The 16,414-nt window shown below is 67.1% G+C and carries 18 protein-coding genes; 11 read left to right on the top strand and 7 right to left on the bottom strand.

Annotated features, from left to right (window positions below; translation table 11 throughout):
* The first annotated feature begins 5 nt into the window (after window positions 1-5).
* A complete protein-coding gene (locus DV704_RS05545) occupies window positions 6-1,643 on the top strand; it encodes a 30S ribosomal protein S1 (protein WP_114798572.1) in 1,638 nt (545 codons plus the stop codon).
* A gap of 40 nt (window positions 1,644-1,683) precedes the next feature.
* Here DV704_RS05545 and DV704_RS05540 read toward each other — a convergent pair whose 3' ends face one another.
* On the bottom strand, window positions 1,684-2,754 hold the full coding sequence (locus DV704_RS05540; RefSeq protein WP_114798571.1) for an aminopeptidase: 1,071 nt from the start codon (window positions 2,752-2,754) through the stop codon (window positions 1,684-1,686).
* Between the two features lie 76 nt (window positions 2,755-2,830).
* Here DV704_RS05540 and DV704_RS05535 point away from each other — a divergent pair, with 76 nt between their 5' ends.
* The 4 genes from DV704_RS05535 to DV704_RS05520 all read left to right on the top strand — a co-directional run bounded on the left by DV704_RS05535 (window position 2,831) and on the right by DV704_RS05520 (window position 6,111).
* A complete protein-coding gene (locus tag DV704_RS05535) occupies window positions 2,831-3,907 on the top strand; it encodes an E3 binding domain-containing protein (RefSeq protein ID WP_114798570.1) in 1,077 nt (358 codons plus the stop codon).
* Window positions 3,908-3,982: 75 nt separating this feature from the next.
* Window positions 3,983-4,480: a hypothetical protein gene (locus tag DV704_RS05530; protein WP_114798569.1), complete on the top strand. Its 498-nt coding sequence runs from the start codon at window positions 3,983-3,985 to the stop codon at window positions 4,478-4,480.
* A 15-nt stretch (window positions 4,481-4,495) separates the two neighbouring features.
* Entirely contained in the window at window positions 4,496-4,849 is a 354-nt protein-coding gene (locus DV704_RS05525) for a hypothetical protein (protein WP_114798568.1), read from the top strand.
* Window positions 4,850-4,857: 8 nt separating this feature from the next.
* Window positions 4,858-6,111 (top strand): PEGA domain-containing protein, encoded by a 1,254-nt coding sequence (locus tag DV704_RS05520; RefSeq protein WP_114798567.1) that lies wholly within the window; start codon window positions 4,858-4,860, stop codon window positions 6,109-6,111.
* On the opposite strand, the gene DV704_RS05515 is transcribed toward DV704_RS05520, so the two are convergent.
* The 3 genes from DV704_RS05515 to DV704_RS05505 form a co-directional block, all read right to left on the bottom strand.
* Window positions 6,108-7,043, bottom strand: coding sequence for an electron transfer flavoprotein subunit alpha/FixB family protein (locus tag DV704_RS05515; protein WP_114798566.1), 936 nt, complete (start codon window positions 7,041-7,043; stop codon window positions 6,108-6,110). The two genes, DV704_RS05520 and DV704_RS05515, sit on opposite strands and share 4 nt — an antisense overlap.
* Before the next feature lie 10 nt (window positions 7,044-7,053).
* Window positions 7,054-7,800: an electron transfer flavoprotein subunit beta/FixA family protein gene (locus DV704_RS05510; protein WP_114798565.1), complete on the bottom strand. Its 747-nt coding sequence runs from the start codon at window positions 7,798-7,800 to the stop codon at window positions 7,054-7,056.
* Between the two features lie 63 nt (window positions 7,801-7,863).
* A complete protein-coding gene (locus tag DV704_RS05505) occupies window positions 7,864-9,006 on the bottom strand; it encodes an acyl-CoA dehydrogenase family protein (protein ID WP_114798564.1) in 1,143 nt (380 codons plus the stop codon).
* Between the two features lie 187 nt (window positions 9,007-9,193).
* Between DV704_RS05505 and DV704_RS05500 the strand changes: the two genes are divergently transcribed.
* The 5 genes from DV704_RS05500 to DV704_RS05480 all read left to right on the top strand — a co-directional run bounded on the left by DV704_RS05500 (window position 9,194) and on the right by DV704_RS05480 (window position 12,162).
* Window positions 9,194-10,240, top strand: coding sequence for an NADH:flavin oxidoreductase/NADH oxidase (locus DV704_RS05500; protein WP_114798563.1), 1,047 nt, complete (start codon window positions 9,194-9,196; stop codon window positions 10,238-10,240).
* Between the two features lie 9 nt (window positions 10,241-10,249).
* Window positions 10,250-10,654 carry a cupin domain-containing protein gene (locus DV704_RS05495; RefSeq protein WP_114798562.1) on the top strand — a complete coding sequence of 135 codons (405 nt, stop codon included), beginning with the start codon at window positions 10,250-10,252 and terminating at the stop codon, window positions 10,652-10,654.
* A gap of 42 nt (window positions 10,655-10,696) precedes the next feature.
* Window positions 10,697-11,002, top strand: a complete 306-nt coding sequence (gene rpoZ, locus DV704_RS05490; protein ID WP_114798561.1) for a DNA-directed RNA polymerase subunit omega — start codon at window positions 10,697-10,699, stop codon at window positions 11,000-11,002.
* Between the two features lie 72 nt (window positions 11,003-11,074).
* Window positions 11,075-11,539 (top strand): arginine repressor, encoded by a 465-nt coding sequence (gene argR, locus DV704_RS05485; RefSeq protein ID WP_114798560.1) that lies wholly within the window; start codon window positions 11,075-11,077, stop codon window positions 11,537-11,539.
* Between the two features lie 2 nt (window positions 11,540-11,541).
* On the top strand, window positions 11,542-12,162 hold the full coding sequence (locus DV704_RS05480) for a MarC family protein (RefSeq protein WP_114798559.1): 621 nt from the start codon (window positions 11,542-11,544) through the stop codon (window positions 12,160-12,162).
* Here DV704_RS05480 and DV704_RS05475 read toward each other — a convergent pair.
* A complete protein-coding gene (locus DV704_RS05475) occupies window positions 12,148-13,461 on the bottom strand; it encodes a diguanylate cyclase (RefSeq protein WP_114798558.1) in 1,314 nt (437 codons plus the stop codon). The genes DV704_RS05480 and DV704_RS05475 overlap by 15 nt on opposite strands.
* A gap of 44 nt (window positions 13,462-13,505) precedes the next feature.
* Window positions 13,506-15,065: a DNA repair protein RecN gene (locus DV704_RS05470; RefSeq protein WP_114798557.1), complete on the bottom strand. Its 1,560-nt coding sequence runs from the start codon at window positions 15,063-15,065 to the stop codon at window positions 13,506-13,508.
* 79 nt (window positions 15,066-15,144) lie between these two features.
* Here DV704_RS05470 and DV704_RS05465 point away from each other — a divergent pair, with 79 nt between their 5' ends.
* Window positions 15,145-15,771, top strand: a complete 627-nt coding sequence (locus DV704_RS05465; protein ID WP_114798556.1) for a metallophosphoesterase — start codon at window positions 15,145-15,147, stop codon at window positions 15,769-15,771.
* On the opposite strand, the gene DV704_RS05460 is transcribed toward DV704_RS05465, so the two are convergent.
* Window positions 15,768-16,400, bottom strand: coding sequence for a flavin reductase family protein (locus DV704_RS05460; protein WP_114798555.1), 633 nt, complete (start codon window positions 16,398-16,400; stop codon window positions 15,768-15,770). The genes DV704_RS05465 and DV704_RS05460 overlap by 4 nt on opposite strands.
* Window positions 16,401-16,414 lie beyond the last annotated feature (14 nt).

The following is a 16,414-nucleotide window of genomic DNA, read 5'->3' as shown; positions in this document are numbered from 1 at the left end:
GGCGAATGGAAGAGCAGGCGACCAAGACCCCAGTGGAAACTGGAACAGACCCCCAGGACTTTAGCATGGAGCAGGCCCTGCAAGACGCAGAGGCCCGGCTCGAGAAGACCGTCCAGCGCGGCCAGATTGTCACCGGCACGGTGGTCTTTGTGACCAACGATGGCGTAATGGTGGACATCGGCGCGCGCACCGAGGCCATCATCCCCCTCAACCAGCTCACCGAGGAAAACCTGCCGGAAGAGGAGCTCAAGGGGCTGCTCAAGCCGGGCGACACCGTCACCGCCTATGTGGTGCGGGCCGACCTCGAGAACGGCCAGATCGTGCTCTCCAAGAAGCGGGCCGAGGCCGACCAGAGCTGGCTCAGGATTCAGGCCCTCTACGAGCGGGGTGAGCCGGTGGTGGTGCAGATCAAGGAAAAGGTCAAGGGCGGTCTTGTGGCCACTGTGGAGGGCATTCGCGCCTTCCTGCCCGCCAGCCAGGTAGACCTCAAGCGCATCCCGGAGCTGGACGAGTACGTAGGGCAGAGCTTCCCCGTCAAAATCATCGAGCTCAACCGCAAGAAAAGCCGCGTGATCCTCTCGCGCCGGGTGGTGCTGGAAAGCGAGCTCAAAGCCGCCCGCGCCCGGGTGCTCTCAAGCCTCAAGGAAGGCGATGTGGTCGAGGGCCAGGTGGTGGAGGTCACCGAGTTCGGGGTCTTCGTAGCCCTGGGCGGTGTGGACGGCCTGGTGCACCGCAGCGAGATTACCTGGGGCCGCTTCAGCCATCCCCGCGAGGTGGTACAAAAGGGCCAGACGGTCAGGGCCAAGGTGCTCTCGGTGGATACAGAGCGGGAGCGGGTCAACCTCTCCATGAAGGCCCTCATCCCCGACCCCTGGCTTACCGTGGCCGAACGCTACCCCGTTGGCTCCCGGGTGAGCGGCAGGGTGGTGGGCCTGACCCAGTTCGGGGCCTTCGTGGAGGTGGAGCCCGGGCTGGAAGGCCTGATTCACATCTCCGAGCTCTCCTGGACCAAACGGCCCAAACACCCCTCGGAGGTGCTGCAGGAAGGCCAGCAGGTGGAGGCCCAGGTGCTCCGCCTCGACCCTGCCGAGCGCCGACTCTCCCTGGGGCTCAAGCAAACCCAGCCCGACCCCTGGAAGAGCCTGCCCGACCGCTATCCCCCAGGCACGCCGGTCAAGGGGCGGGTGACCGGGCTAACCGAATTCGGTGTCTTCGTAGAAATCGAACCGGGCATCGAGGGGCTCATACACATCTCCGAGCTGGCGCACGAACGAGTAGAAAAGCCCTCGGAGCTCTTCAAGAAGGGCGACGAGGTGGAGGCCGCCATCCTCCAGATTGACCCGGTAGAACAGCGCATCAGCCTGTCGCGCAAGCGCCTCCTGCCCCCGCCGGTGCAGAGCCTAGCCCTAGAGGAGGCAGAGGAACGCAAAGGCCGCCGGGAGGGCAAGGGAACTAAGCGCAAGAAGGGCGGGCGCGAGGGCCGGGTGCGCGAGCGCGAGGCCGACTACAGCCTGGGGGGAGGAGGCTATGGGAGCTATGATCCCAGCGTGGTGGCCCCCTCGACCACCAACGTCAAGCTGGGGGACGTGTTCGGCGACCTGCTGAACCAGCTCAGCCTGGAGGAGAGCAAGGAAAAAGCTTGAACCCCCTTCCCCGCCCCTGGCCCACAGCGGGCCAGGGTTTTTATAGCCCCACAAAACGTCCGTCCTCCTGCAGCACCTCCCCATCGACCCAGATTCGCCCCCCCGGCCGCAAGTCCAGTACCAGGTCCCAGTGAATGGCGGAAACGTTGGTGCCGCCCGTCTCTGGGTAGCTCTGCCCCAAGGCCAGGTGGACTGTACCGCCAATCTTTTCATCGTAGAGGACGAGCCCGGTGGGGCGGCTTAGGCCATAGTTGGTCCCGATACCCAGCTCCCCCAAACAGCGGGCCCCGGCGTCGGTCTCGAGCATGGCCCGCAGGTAGGCCTCCCCCTCCTCTGCCCGCGCCTCCACCACCCGCCCCGCCTGAAAGCGCAGGTGCACCCCCCGCACCCGCTGCCCCAGGGCGGTCGAGGGCAGATTGAAGCGCACCTCCCCTTCTACCGAGGTCTCGATGGGCGCGGTGAAAACCTCGCCCGAGGGCATGTTGCGCCGACCGTCGGAGTTCACCCAGCTACGGCCCTCCACCCGCAAGCGCAGGTCGGTGCCCTCAGCTTCCAGCCGAATCTCCCGCGCCCGTTGCAGGCGCTCGATCAGGGCAGCTTGAAAGCGGGAGAGCTCGAGCCAGGCCAAAACAGGGTCGGGGTGGTCTAGGTACAAAGCCCGCTCCACCAAAGTGCGGAACTCGGCGGTGGGCATCCCGGCCTGCTGCGCGTAGCCTGGGGTGGGGTACAAAGTCAGGCACCAGCGCCGCTTGGAGCGCTCCTGCTGGTAGGGCTGCCAGCCCTTGCGGAAGCGGGACAGTCGTTCGGGGGGGATGTCGCTGAGCTCGAGGGGGTTCTGGGCGCTTTCGATGCGCAGGCTGGCATCCACTGCGCGCATAAGCCCTAGCTGCGCCGGGGGTACGTCCAGCCAGGCCTCCCCATAGAGGAAAAAAGGCCGGGAGCTGGCCGCCGGAAAAAGCTGCACGATGGGGTAGGCCCCCCGTTCCAGGGCCACCGCGTGGAGGGGTTCCAGCAGAGGCAGGGCAGCCGGCTCGGCCTCGACCAGCAGGGTCTGCCCCGGCTTTAGCTCCAGGCAATAATCCGCAAGCAGGGTCGCGAAGCGCTCCTCCATGTTCCCCACACTCTACCCCGCCGCAAGGGGTGGTGCACGTGGACACCTTTCTTCCTTGGGTTATGATGTAATGAGCATGAGTGAAGCCAAAATTACCCCGCTGGCCCGCCGCTTGGCCGAAGAGAACGGCATCGACTGGCGGCAGATTCAGGGTACAGGCCCCGATGGCACCGTGGTCGAGCGAGACATCCTCTCTTTCTTGGCCAAGGTGATGGCCGGTGAGGTCAACCTACCCCCCACCCCGGAGGAGGCCCAGCCTTTACCCGAGCCCCTGACCGAGAAGGCCATGGCCCAGGCCCAGGCAGTGCTGCAAAAAGAGGGCCTTCAAATAGGCGACCTGGTTCCCCCCTCAGTCCAACCCACCGCCCTGGACATCGAATTCGACCTGGACCTCGAGACCCTCCCCCAAGACCACCCAATCTTCGAGGAGGAAACCCCGCCGGCCCCAGACCCCTCTCCAGTCCTCGACCTGGCCGAACCCGAGCCCCTGGTGGCCAGCGAGCCCCTGCCCCAGCTGGAGTGGGAGGAGCCACCCCCCAACCCCGAGCTGGCCGGGCTTCCTCCCCTGCCCCCGGACGAGGAGCCCGCCCCCAACCCGCCCGTGGTGCCTCCTGCGCCCCCACCAGGTCCCAGCCCTGCCCTGGCCCAGCCCTCGAGCCCCGCAGCCCTAGCCGAGACGGGAATCCAAGGGGTGCGGGTCCAGGCCTGGCAGCGTATGGTGGTGCTGGGCCCAGCCCAGGAGGCCGCCCAGACCCTGAGCGAGGCCTGGGGCACCGAGGTGGACCTCTACCCCCTGCTCTTTCGCGCGGTGGAGAGGGCCCTGGCCCAGCTCGAGCTTGGGTGGCAGCCGGTGAAGGGGCTCCTCGAGGGCGAGCAGCTAAAACGCTTCCGGGTGGCCCCCGCCCAAAGCCTCCGCGGCACCCTGGAGGCCCTCCGGCAGGCCTCCGAGCCCGGCGAAGGGCTGGTGGTGCTCTCGCTGCTGGACACCCCCTTCGACCAGGTGGTCTTCCCGAACGTCCCCACCCTCACCCTTGGGCGGGCCCAGGGGGGCCTGGCCCTGCTGGCCCTGAGTGGAGGAATCGAGCCCGCCCTGGCCGGAGAGCTCCTGGAGCAGGTGGCCCGCCACCTCGAGCGGCCCATCCTGCTGGCCTGAGACCCCTCTTTAGAAGCGCTTAACCCAGCGCCTTGCCGCCTGGCCGGGGTGGGGGGATTGTGCTAGGCTCGAGCTATGACGAGAACATACCTAGCCTTGGCCGGCCTGGCCGCGCTGCTCTCGGGCTGCTTGGTGGTGGTGAGCCCACCGGTCTCCAACTTCCGCTTTGACAGCAACTGGCAGCGGGTCTCGGATGGGGCCTACGTTTTCTGCACCAACCGGGATACCTTCATGCGCTACCGCTTCCGCGCTCCCGATTCTTCCCTGATTCAGTCCATCACCGAGACCTACCAGGGCTTTGCCTCTGGGAACACCTACGTAGAAAACCGTTCCCCCAGCCGGCTCACCCGCGACGGCAGCGACCTGGTCTTCGTGGACAAGCTCGCCTTCGGCCAGGGAGCCATACCCCAGGGCCTGGACGAGGGGGTCTCGGCCCAGTCCATCACGGTGACGCCAGTCAACCCGCCCACCTCCCGCAACGGGGCCACCACCGTGACCGTGACGGTGACCACCATCAGCGGAAGACAGTACAGCGGTTCCTACACCTACGACACCTACGCCAACTGCCCTTAGGAAAGGAGTCATGCCATGCTGCGGCTCGTTCTGGTGTTGCTAGGTCTGAGCCTGGCTTCCTGCGTGTTTCTGGTCGAGGAGGACGACAGCCCCCGCCCGGTCCAGCCGGTCACCCCGGTGCAGCCCGCCCCTCCTGTCCCGGGACCCGGCAGCTTCACCTACCGCTGCAGCGGGGGCACCCTGGTGGTGAACTACCTGGACGGCACCACCCTGCGCCTCTTCTACGATGGGGCCTTCCAGGAGCTGCGCCTGGTACGCAGGAGCCCCACCCTGCTCTATAGCGGCGGGGCCTATACATGGGAGTGGACCGGCAGCCGGGGCACCCTCACCGCACGGGGGCAGGTGGTGCTCAGCAATTGCGCCTTTTAGGAGCAAGGATGCATAGACTCTTGAGCCTTCTGGTGCTTTTGCTGGGCCTGGCGGCGGGGCAGGTGCGCCCCCAGGGCATCATCGTGAACCCCACCCCCCCGCCCGGGTTCCAGGTGCGGGTCTGGGTGGACAAGGACCCCAGCAAAACCGGCAACCCGGTCTACCGGTTCGGCGAGCCCATCTTCATCAGCGTCTCGGTCACCCAGCCGGCCTACGTCTATCTCTTCAGCGTGCGGGCCACCGGGGAAATCAACCCCATTCTGCCCAATGCCTTCGAGCAGCAAAACTTCCTCCAGGCCGGGGAGGTGCGCACCTTTCCCGGGCCTGGCGCCCGCTACCGCTTCACGGTGGAGGGGCCGGCCGGGCAGGACCGGGTGCTGGCCGTGGCCAGCCGGCGCCCGCTGGATGTTTCGGAGATTATCGACATCCAAACAGGGCGGGCCCGCCTCCAGGGGGCAGACAACCTGGCCCGCGCGCTCTCCATCGTGGTCACGCCCCTACCCAGCGCCGACTGGGTCACCGATGAGGCCTACTTCATCGCCGGCCAGCTCCCCCCGGCCACAGGCACGCTGGTGGTGCGGAGCAGCCCCAGCGGGGCCCAGGTGCTCATTGATGGCCGCGTGGTGGGCACCACGCCGCTTGTGCTCGAGCTCCAACCTGGCAGCTACCAGCTCGAGCTGCGCCGCAGCGGCTTCGACCCCCTGCGGGCCGGCTTTACCATCCGGCCCGGCCAGACCACCGAGCTTAGCCTGACCCTCACCGCCTCTCCCCCGCCCACCGGCATCCTGGCGGTGGACTCCACCCCGAGGGGGGCCGAGGTCCTGGTGGATGGGCGGGTTCTGGGCACCACCCCCCTAAGCTTGGCCCTGAGCCCCGGCAGCTACACGGTCGAGCTCCGGCGCAGCGGCTACAGCCCCTTCCGCACCCGCGTAAGCATCCAGGCCGGCCGCACCACCCGGCTTAGCATCAGCCTGGCCGCCGTCGCCCCACCCATCCAGCCCACACCGCCGGTACAACCCGTTCAACCGGTCCAACCAGCCCCCTCCGGCAGCCTGACCTACACCTGCCAGGGGGGCACTTTGGTGGTGAACTACCTGGGCTCGCAGGTGCGCATCTTCTACGACGGAGCCTTCCACACCCTGCCGCTGGTGCGCTCGGGCCCCGAACAGGTCTACAGCAACGGCACCTACACCTGGGAGCTGGGCCCGGTGGGCCGCCTGATCGCCCGGGGGCAGGTGGTGCTCTACGACTGCCGCATCTAGTCCTTCAGCTTCTTCGCCGCCTCGATCAAAGCCGGCAGCACCTGGTGCACATCGCCCACGATGCCGTAGTCGGCAATCTTAAAGATGGGAGCCTCGGCGTCCTTGTTGACCGCCACCACGTACCTGCTCTTGTTCATGCCGGCCTGGTGCTGCACCGCGCCGGAGACCGCCAGGGCGATGTAGAGGTTGGGCTGCACGGTCTTGCCGGTCTGGCCCACCTGCTCGCTGTAGGGCCGCCAGCCGGCATCCACCACCGCGCGGGTGGCCCCCACAGCGGCCCCCAGGGTGCGGGCCAGCTCCTCCACCCCGGCGAAGGCCTCCGCGCTGCCCAGGCCGCGCCCCCCGGTGACCACCACCGCGGCCTCGGTGAGCGAGACCCCCTTCCTCTGCTCACCCAGGCGTTCCAGCACCTCCACCCCGGTGGGCAGGCGCACCTCGAGGGGCTCCACCGCCCCGCTGCCCGCCGGCTCGGCCGGTGGGGTGGTGTTGGGCTTGGCGGTGAGCACCACCGGCAAGGAGGCCCGCTGCCGCTCGGTCACGCGGTTCAGGAAGCTGTAGCGCGTGGCCAGAATCTGCTCCCCCTCGGCGCGGCTTTCCAGGGTGTCCTCCAGCAGCCCCGCTTTCATCCTGTAGGCCAGCCGGGCCGTCCAGGTGCGGCTCTGGCGGCTTGCGGTGGCCACCACCACCCTGGCGCCACTCTTCTCCACAGCGGCGTAGGCCGCCTCAGCCCACTTCTCCGCGGTGTAGGGCCCCACCTCGGCGGCATAGACCACCGGTACGTACTGGGCGGCTTCCTGGGCCACAGCCTGGGTGTTCTCCCCTATCACCACCCCTGCAATCGGCCCCATGGCAAGCTGACGGGCCCGGCTAATAGCTTCCAAGGCACCCTTGCGCAAGCGGGCGCCATCGTGCTCTAGAACCACCAGAATCACACTCAACCTCCTATATCACCTTGGCTTCCTCGTGAAGCAGGCGCACGAGCTCGTGCGCGGCCGCCACGGGGTCCTTGCCGTCTATCAGCTTGTTCAGACGGGTACGCTCCTGGATGCTCTGCTCTAGGATCTCGACCCGGCTTTGGGCTGTTACCGGCAGCTTTTTCAGCTCCTTGCGCTTGGCCTTCATGATCCCGGGAAGGGTGGGGTAGCGGGGCTCGTTGAGGCCCTGCTGGCTGGTAAAAACCGCGGGCAAGGCCACCCGCACCACCTCCGCCCCCTCGTCCAGGTCGTGCTTGGCTTTGGCATGGGTCTCGCCTTCCAGCTCAATCTGCGTGGTCCAGCTCACCACCGGCCAGCCCAGGGCCTCAGCCAGGGCCGGGCCCAGGGCCTGGGCGTCCCAATCGGCCTGCTGCCCGCCGGTGAAAACCAGCGCCGGGGCCTCGGCCCGAACCACCTCGGCCAAAAGCTCGGCCTGGGTGATGGGGTCGATGTAGCCCTCGGCCACCAGGTGAACCGCCCGGTCTATGCCCATAGCCAGGGCGGTGCGAAGGGCCTCCTCGGCGCGCTCGGGGCCCAGAGCCACCACCACGCTCTCGCCCCCATGCTTCTCCTGCAGCCGGATGACCTCCTCCACCGCCCACTCGTCCATCTGGTCGAGGATCATGGTGGCCCCGCTGAGGTCCACCCTGCCCCCCTCGATCCTGAGGCGCGACTCGCCGTCGGGCACTTGCCTTACAACCGCTAGAAACTTCATTCTCTTACCTCCGAAAAGCCCTCAGCCCTCCGGCCAAGGGCCAAGAAACCGCTGTGAACCCACTCAGCTCAGAATGTGCCGCGCGATGATGAGGCGCTGAATTTCGTTGGTGCCCTCGTAGATCTGGTTCAGCTTCACATCGCGCAGAAGCTTCTCCACCGGGTACTCGCGCATGTAGCCGTAGCCTCCGTGAATCTGGATGGCCTGGTTGGCCGCCTCGAAGGCCACCTCCGAGGCGTAGGCCTTGGCGATGGCCGCGGCGTGGGCGTGGGGCTGGCCAGTGTCCACCAGCCAGGCCGCGTAGTAGGTGTAGGCGCGGGCGGTCTCAATGCCCATCAGCATCTCGGCCAGCTTGAACTGGATGGCCTGGAACTCAGCAATCGGCCGGCCAAAAGCCTCGCGGGTCTTGGCGTACTGGGTGGCCTCCTCCAGGGCCCGCCGCGCCACCCCCACGCTGCCCGCGGCCACCGGGATGCGGGTCTTGTCCAGGGTGCGCATGGCAATCTTGAAGCCATCCCCTTCCTGGCCCAAGAGGTTCTCGACCGGCACCCGGCAGTCCTCAAAGACCAGCTCGTAGGTGCCGCTGGCCCGTTGGCCCATCTTGCCGTGCAGCTTGTGGGCACGAAAGCCCGGGGTGCCCTTTTCCACCACCAGGGCGATGACCCCCTTGTGCCGCAGCTCAGGGGCCACCGTGGCAAAGACCACCACCCACTCCGCCTCCCCGCCGTTGGAAATCCAGGTCTTGGTGCCGTTTAGCACGTAGTAATCCCCCTGGCGTACTGCCCGGGTGCGCAGGGCAGCGGCATCGGAACCGTTCCCCGGCTCAGAAAGCGCAAAAGCCGCCAGGGCCGGCTTTTCGGTGAGCCTAGGCAAGAAGCGCGCCTTCTGCTCGGGCGTCCCGGCCAGCAAGACCGGGGTGATGCCCAGATCAGAGGCCATGGGAATGGTGTAGATTCCCATGCAACCCCAGGCCAGCTCCTCTCCGATGATGACCTCCTCCAGCATCCCAAGCCCAAGCCCACCGAACTCCTCGGGGATGATGGCGTTTAGAAGACCCACCTGGTGGAGCTTCTCCACCACCTCCCAGGGCACCTCTTCCTTGGCATCGTACTCGGCGGCAATCGGGGCAATCTGCTCCTTGGCGAAACGCCGGGCCAGCTTCTGCAGCTCTTTTTGCTCGTCGGTCAGGGTGAAGTCTATGGGCATGGCCTGGTTGAAAGCCGAAAGCGGCCTGGGCGCTGGACGGACTTTCGGCTCTCTACCTTCCTCACCTCCTCACACCACTTCTTGTACCCAGTATAACTTTTTTCCTTCCCGCGTGTCCATCGTATCACGGACCCGGTGGGCTAAAAGCGTTATGCGCAAAACTGCCCCAGCGCGTAGAATCCTCGCTGTGAGCCTGCTCTTCAGCCCCCTAAAGCTTCGCTCGCTGACCCTCAGGAACCGAATTGTCATGTCGCCGATGTGCCAGTACTCCGCGCAGGATGGTCACGTAACCGACTGGCACCTCCTCCACTACCCCACGCGGGCGGTGGGCGGGGTGGGGCTCATCCTGGTCGAGGCCACCGCGGTGGAGGCCCGCGGGGTCATCAGCCCGGACGACCTGGGCATCTGGTCGGACGAGCACGTAGCGGGCCTGCGCGCACTGGCCCAGCGCATCAAAGCAACCGGGGCAGTGCCGGGCATCCAGCTCGCCCACGCAGGGCGCAAGGCCGGGGTCTCGAGCCCCTGGCAAGGTGGAAAGCCCCTCCACCGCTTTACCCCGGTGGCCCCAAGCCCCCTGCCCTTCAACCAGGGCTGGCCGGTGCCGCAGGCGCTGGATGAGGCCGGGCTGGAGGAAGTGTGCACAGCTTTCTGCCAGGGAGCAAGGCGGGCCCTGGCCGCTGGCTTCGAGGTGCTGGAGCTGCACATGGCCCACGGCTACCTGCTGCACTCCTTCCTATCCCCCCTCACCAACCAGCGCTCCGATGGCTATGGGGGCAGCCGGGAAAACCGCATGCGCTTTCCTCTTTCGGTGGTAGAAGCGGTGCGGACGGTCTGGCCAGCCGAGCTGCCCCTGTGGGTGCGGGTCTCGGCCAGCGACTGGGTGGAAGGGGGATGGGGCCCCGACGATACGGTGGCCTTTGCTGCCGAGCTGCAAAAGCGCGGGGTGGACCTGCTGGACTGCTCCTCGGGCGGGGCCCTGCCAGGGATAAAAATTCCGGTGGCCCCAGGCTACCAGGTACCCTTTGCCGCCCAGGTGCGCGCTGCCACAGGCCTGTCCACCGGCGCGGTGGGCCTCATCAGCGAGCCCTTGCAGGCCGAGGCCATCCTCCAGGCAGGGCAGGCCGACGTGGTTCTGCTGGGGCGGGTGCTGCTGAGGGAGCCCTACTGGCCCTACCGGGCCGCCCAGGCCCTGGGGGAGCGGGCCTGGCCGGTACAGTACGAACGAGCCTTCTAGAATGGGGCTATGGAAAACCCCTGGAAAACCTTCGTGCCCCAAGCTCCTACCCGCCTGGGACCTCCAGAGTGGTTCACCGGTACGGTCTACCTGAGCGAGCTGGTGACCACACCAGCCCCCATGCACCTGCAGGTGCTGCGGGTGATGTTTGCCCCCGGAGCCCGCACCGCCTGGCACACCCACCCCAAAGGGCAAGTGCTGCACGTGGAGGCCGGAATCGGCTGGTTCCAGCGCTGGGGGGAGCCGGTTCGGGAGATGAAGGCCGGCGATACCATCTACTTCCCCCCAGGCGAAAAGCACTGGCACGGGGCCAGCCCCACTCATGCCATGGTGCACCTGGCCATCCAGGAAGTGGTGAACGGGGTGAGCGCGGAGTGGCTCGAGCCGGTCTCAGAGGAGCAATACCGGCTTTAGCGCTTTGGTGTAGAATGCGGTTCTGGTTGTGGAGGTAAAGCCGTGGCCGAACCTGGCATCGACAAGCTTTTGACCCTAACCGATTCCAAGTACCGCCTGACGGTGGTAACCGCCAAGCGGGCCCAGCAGCTTTTGCGCTTCAATTTCAAAAACACCGTGCTGGAAGTCCACGAGCAGCCCAAGATGCACACCCTAGAAGGCGACAAGCCCGACCCCAACCCGGTCACCTGGGCCATGCAGGAGCTGCTTACGGGCCGCCTGCGTGTGGGCGAGAACCTCTTCCCCGAGGACCGCCTAAGCCGGGCCATGGAGCAGCTATACCCGCGTGAGGTGGAGAGCGCCGACTAGAAAAGGCCCTCCTGGCAGGTCGGCTGGGGTCGACCTGCGTTTTTACCTGCGTTTTTACACCCAAAGGCAGCCATGGCGAGCAAGGAGCAGCGACAACGGGCCATTCAGGAAATTATCAGCCGGGAGAGCATTTCCACCCAGGCTGAGCTGGTGGAACGGCTGCGCCAGATGAACTTCAAGGTCACCCAGGCCACCGTGAGCCGGGACATCACCGAGCTGCGGCTGGTCCGCCTACCTTTGGGAGGGGGCAAGCACAGGTACGTGCTTTCTGGGATGGAGGTGGCCGAGCACGCCAAGGAAGAGCTGCGCCGCATCTTCCCCACCTTTGTGCACGACGTGGACCGAGGGGAGAACATCCTGGTGCTCAAGGTCTCGGAGGGGCACGCCTCGGGCATTGCCCTGCTGATAGACCGCCTGCGCCGCGACGACATCGTGGGCACGCTGGCCGGGGAGGACTCCATCTTGGTGGTAGCCCGCAGCAAGAAGCAGGCCCTTGCCCTGCAAGAGGAGTTCGAGGCCTTGCTGACCAAGGAATAGGCATGCTTGAATTTGCCCTCAAGGCCTTTCTGACCCTATTCGTGCTGATTGACCCCATCGGCCTGATCCCCCTTTTCCTGGCCTTGGTGGGCAGCCGCAGCTACGAGGAGCAAAAGCGCATAGCCCTAAGGGCCACCCTAACCGCGGGGCTCTTGGTGCTGAGCTTCGCCTTTCTAGGCAACGCGGTGCTTCACCACCTGGGCATCAGCCTGGAGGCGCTCAAGGTCGCGGGGGGCATCCTCCTTTTCCGAATTGCCCTGGACATGGTCTATGCCCGCCTAGAGCGCGAAACCACCGAGGAGCACGCCGAGTCCCAGGCCCGCGCGGACATCTCGGTCTTTCCCCTGGCGATTCCCCTCATCGCCGGGCCCGGCACCCTGGCCGCGGTGCTCATCCTCACCGGCACCGCTCCCGGCGGCACCTGGGGGTTCGGGCTGGTGCTGCTGATGGCCGGGGTGGTGCTCTTCATCACCTACTGGTCGCTTCGGGCCGCCCTCAAGTTCGCCCACTCCCTGGGGCGCACCGGCATCAACGTCATCACCCGGGTGCTGGGGATTCTGCTGGCGGCCCTGGCGGTGCAGTACGTGGCCGACGGCCTGCGGGTCCTGTTAGATCTCCGCTGAGCGCTGCTTTCGCCGTTTTTCGGCATACATGGCAGCATCGGCCCGGCTGAGGGCCTCAACAAGCTCCAGCAGCGGTCCCACCCCCACCGCCCCCGCGCTCACCTCCACGTTCAGCTCGGCGCGCACCCGCCGGATCACCTCGGGGGCTTCCTCCGGGGAGAGGCCCAGGTGCAGGCTTACGAATTCGTCCCCCCCAATGCGGAAGGCCAGGTCTTCCCGCCGCAAAACGCTGCGCAAAGCGGTGGCCAGAAGTTTCAGGGCCCGGTCCCCCGCCGCATGGCCGTGCTGGTCGTTGATGCGTTTGAGCCCATCCATATCCCAGTAGATGAGGGTCAGGGGGCGCTCGAGGCGGACGGCCTGGGCCTTCATGCGGGCAAAACCCTCCTCCAGGGCCCGCCGGTTGCCGAGCCCTGTAAGGGCATCCTGCAGGGCCAGCTCGGCCAGGCGCTGCCGGGATAGGAGCCCATACAGCACGGTGGCGGCCTGCAGGGCGAAGGTCTGGGCGATGGCCAGGCTTTCTGGGGGGAAGGCCTCGGTAGAGGTGAAGGAGTCGAGGTTGAGGGTGCCCATCACCTGGCCCTGCAACACGATGGGCACGCTGATGGTGGCCTGGAGTTCACCTACCCGGCCCATCTGGCCAAACCAGTTCTCCCCTTCGCCCACCGTCTGGGCTGAACGGCGCTGGATCTCGGGGGCCAAAAGCAGCCTCGGCCGCCCCTCGAGCCAGGCGCGTTCATCAAGGCCATACCAGGCTCGCTCCTGCTCGTAGCTCAGGAGCTGCTGCTTGAGGCTATCGTCGAAGCCAATCTGGGCCACGAAGCGAAACTTGCCGTCCTCGAACAGGGTCAGGCTGCCCGCCTCCGCCCCGGGCACCACCTCCACCGCGGTCTCCAGGATTCGCTTGAACAGATGCTCCAGCCTTTCCTCCTGGGTAAGCAGGCTGGCGAGCACCTCGAGCGAGGAAGCATAGGCCCGGGCCTGGCTGTACTCCTGGGTCACCTCGTACAAAACGCAAAGCCGCCCCTCTTTGTAAGGGGCTGCGCTGCACCTAAACCAGCGCCAGCGTTTTCCCGGAAGGCCCAGCAGGCTCTCCCTCGGCTGGCCCATGGAGGGACCGGCTGCCGGTTGGAACCAGTGCCAAAGCCCCTTGCCCTGCAGGCTGGAATCGGAAACCAGTGCGGCCGCCGCGGGGTTGCACCAGCCCACCCTACCCTCAGCATCCAGCCAGAACACCGGCGCGGGAAGCTGGAGCAGCCAGCTAAGCATCTCGGGCTCAATCGCTACGCGGGGCGCATCCATAGTCCAGGTTACCCTCCAGTGTATGCACCCCCAGGTCTGCAAATCTAGCCCAAAAGCTCGCGGGCATGCTCCAAAGCCGCCTCGGAGTAGCTACCCGAGAGCATCCGGGCCAGCTCCCGCACCCGCTCCTCGTGCTCAATCCGCTCCACCCGCACCGAGTCTCCGGCTTTGACCACCCGGAAGTGGCTTTGGGCCCGGGCCGCAATCTGGGGCAGGTGGGTGACCACCAGCACCTGCCGCCCCTCGGCCAAGCGGGCCAGCCGCTCGGCCACCTGCCAGGCCGCCTCCCCCCCAATGCCCGCATCAATCTCGTCGAAGACCACGGTCTCCGCCTCAACCCCGGTCAGAAGGGCCAAAGCCAGCATCACCCGCGAGAGCTCCCCCCCCGAGGCGGCCCGCTCCAGAGGGGCCTCGGGCAGGCCGGGGTTGGCCGAGAAGAGGAACTGCACCTCCTCCAACCCTTCCGGCCCCGGCTCGGCCCGGGGCAGAAGTTCCACGCGGAATTGGGCCCGGGGCATGCCCAGAGCCTGGATTTCCCGGCTGGCCGTCTCCGAAAGCCACCCGGCAGCCCGGCGGCGGGCCGAGGAGAGCCGCTCACCCCAAAGCAGCAGCTCCTCCCGGGCCCGCTCGCGCTCGGCCCGAAGGCCAGCCAGCCGGTCCTCGGCCCCTTCCAGCAGGGCCAGCTCCTGCCGGGCCGCCTCCGCAAAGGCCAGGATGGCGGGTATGCCCTCCCCGTACTTGCGCGCCAGCCGCTCGATGAGGGCCAGCCGGGCCTCCACCTCCTCCAGCCGCCCCGGGTCGGCCTCCAGCCCCTCCAAATAGTCCTCCAGCTCCCGCCCCACCGCCCTAAGCCCGTCCAGGGCGCCCTCGAGGTCGCGCCCCAGCAGCTCCAGCCTGGGGTCGTAGCGCCCCGCGGCCCGCACCTCCCGGGCGGCCTGGGCCACCAACCCCAGGGCATCGCCCTCGCCCAGGAGGGCTGCAACGGCCGCCGAGACCCGCTCCCGCAGGGCCTCCAGGTGTCTCAGGCGCTGGGCCTCCCCTCGCAGGGCCTCCTCCTCGGCCGGCTCCAGGCGGGCCTGCTCGATCTCCTGAATCTGAAAGCGCAGGATGTCCAGCCGGCGCGCCCGTTCGCGGGCGGCGGCCTCGAGGGCGGCCATCTCCTTATCGAGGGCCTGGTAGCGGGCAAAAGCGGCGCGGTACTGCTCCAGCAACCCAGCCTCGAGCCGCGCGTCCAAAAGGGCCCGCTGGGCCCTGCGGCCCACCAGCCCCAAGGCGGCGTGCTGGGCGTGAAGGGCCAGGTGGCGGGCCGCTTCTTCCGAGAGCTCCTTGAGGCTCACCACCTCCCCCTCAATCCGGGCCACGCTCCGGCCAGGGGAAACCCGGCGCGAAAGGCTGCGGCCGTTGAAAAAGGCGGTGACCAGAAGGGACTCGGCCCCCGGCCGCAGCATTCCCTCTGCACGCTCGCCCAGCAAAAGCGACAACGCGTCCACCAAGAGGCTCTTCCCAGCTCCGGTCTCGCCCGTGAAGACCGTGAGCCCCGGCCCCAGCTCGAGCTCCACCCGCTCCAGCACGGCCAGGTTCTGCACCTCGAGGCGCTCCAGCATAACCCCCCACCAAGGTAGCACAAACTTCGCCAGAAACAGAACGTCCCCGAAAAACTGCAGGGTGTAAAATACTGCACTACTGCGGATTCTTGCTCTTTCTGACCAGGTCCACCCTTTCATCTACCAGGAGCGCTTTCCCTGCAACCTGCCGCCTTTCGAGCTGGTGCTCCTGGCAGGCGACCTACCGGGCAGCTACATCGAGTTCGTGGCCACCAAGGTGCGGGTCCCGGTGGTCTACGTACACGGTAATCACAAGGAAGAGTACGTGCAGGACTACCTGGGCCACCTCACACCCCCCGGGGGGGCCATCCAGGCCCACGGCCGGATCGTGCGGGTGGCCGGCCTCACCATCGCCGGCTGGGGGGGCTGCCCCCGCTACAACGACCGCGAAATGGGGCAGTACCACGAAAGCGAGGCCCAGGGTCGCTTTCTCTCCTGGCTGCCCCTGCTCTTGCCCCGCCGGCTGACCCGGGGCCACGGGGTGGACATCCTGCTAAGCCACGCCCCACCCCCAGGCCCCCACGCCGGGCCCGACTTCGCCCACCGGGGCAGCAGCGCTCTGGGGCTGTTTCACCGCCTTTACCGCCCGCGCCTGCATGTGCACGGCCACGTCCACCTCTACGAGGCCCACCCCAGGCGGGAGTACCGCAGCCCCGAGGGGGTGCGGGTGGTCAACGCCTTTGCCTACACCCTGATTGAGCTCTAGCCCTGCCGGGCTTTCCACTCGGCATAGCTGAGCCGGGGCATCTCGAACACATCGCGGGTGCGCACATACCCTCCCCGCCCCCCCATCCGCCCCACTAAGCCCAGCTCCTGCGTCTTCAGGTAAAGCCTCTCGGGGTCGGCCACGTAGGCCTCCTGCACAAAAGCCCCCAGCACCTCCCCCACTAGGAGGCGGCTATGGCCAATCTGCAACACCGAGTGCAGACGGCACTCAAAGCCGGCCGGGGCTGCGGCCAGCCGCGGCACCGGCCCGTAGAGCGAGGGGACGGTCTCCAAACCGGCCTCCTCCACCTCGCTCACCTCCTCTGGAAACTCAATCGCGGTGATGTTCATGGCCTCGGCCCATGCCTCACTCACCAGGTTCACCACGAAGAAACCCTCGCGCTGGATGTTGCGGGCGGTGTCCTTGGGGCGTCCGGGGCGACGGTCGCCCACCCCCAGGACCAAAAGCGCCGGATCGGAGCCCATAGCGTTGAAAAAGCTGAAGGGGGCCGCGTTGACCTTTCCCGCGGGATTCAGGCTGGTTACCCAGGCAATGGGGCGGGGCACCACCAGCCCTGTGAGGAGCTTGTAGCGCTCCTGAGGGGTGAGCCGGGCAAATTCGAACTCCATGGACCCCCGTACTG

The sequence above is a fragment of the Meiothermus sp. QL-1 genome (genome assembly GCF_003351145.1).
Classification (GTDB): Bacteria; Deinococcota; Deinococci; order Deinococcales; family Thermaceae; genus Meiothermus.
This window is presented reverse-complemented; position numbering and strand designations above follow the sequence as displayed.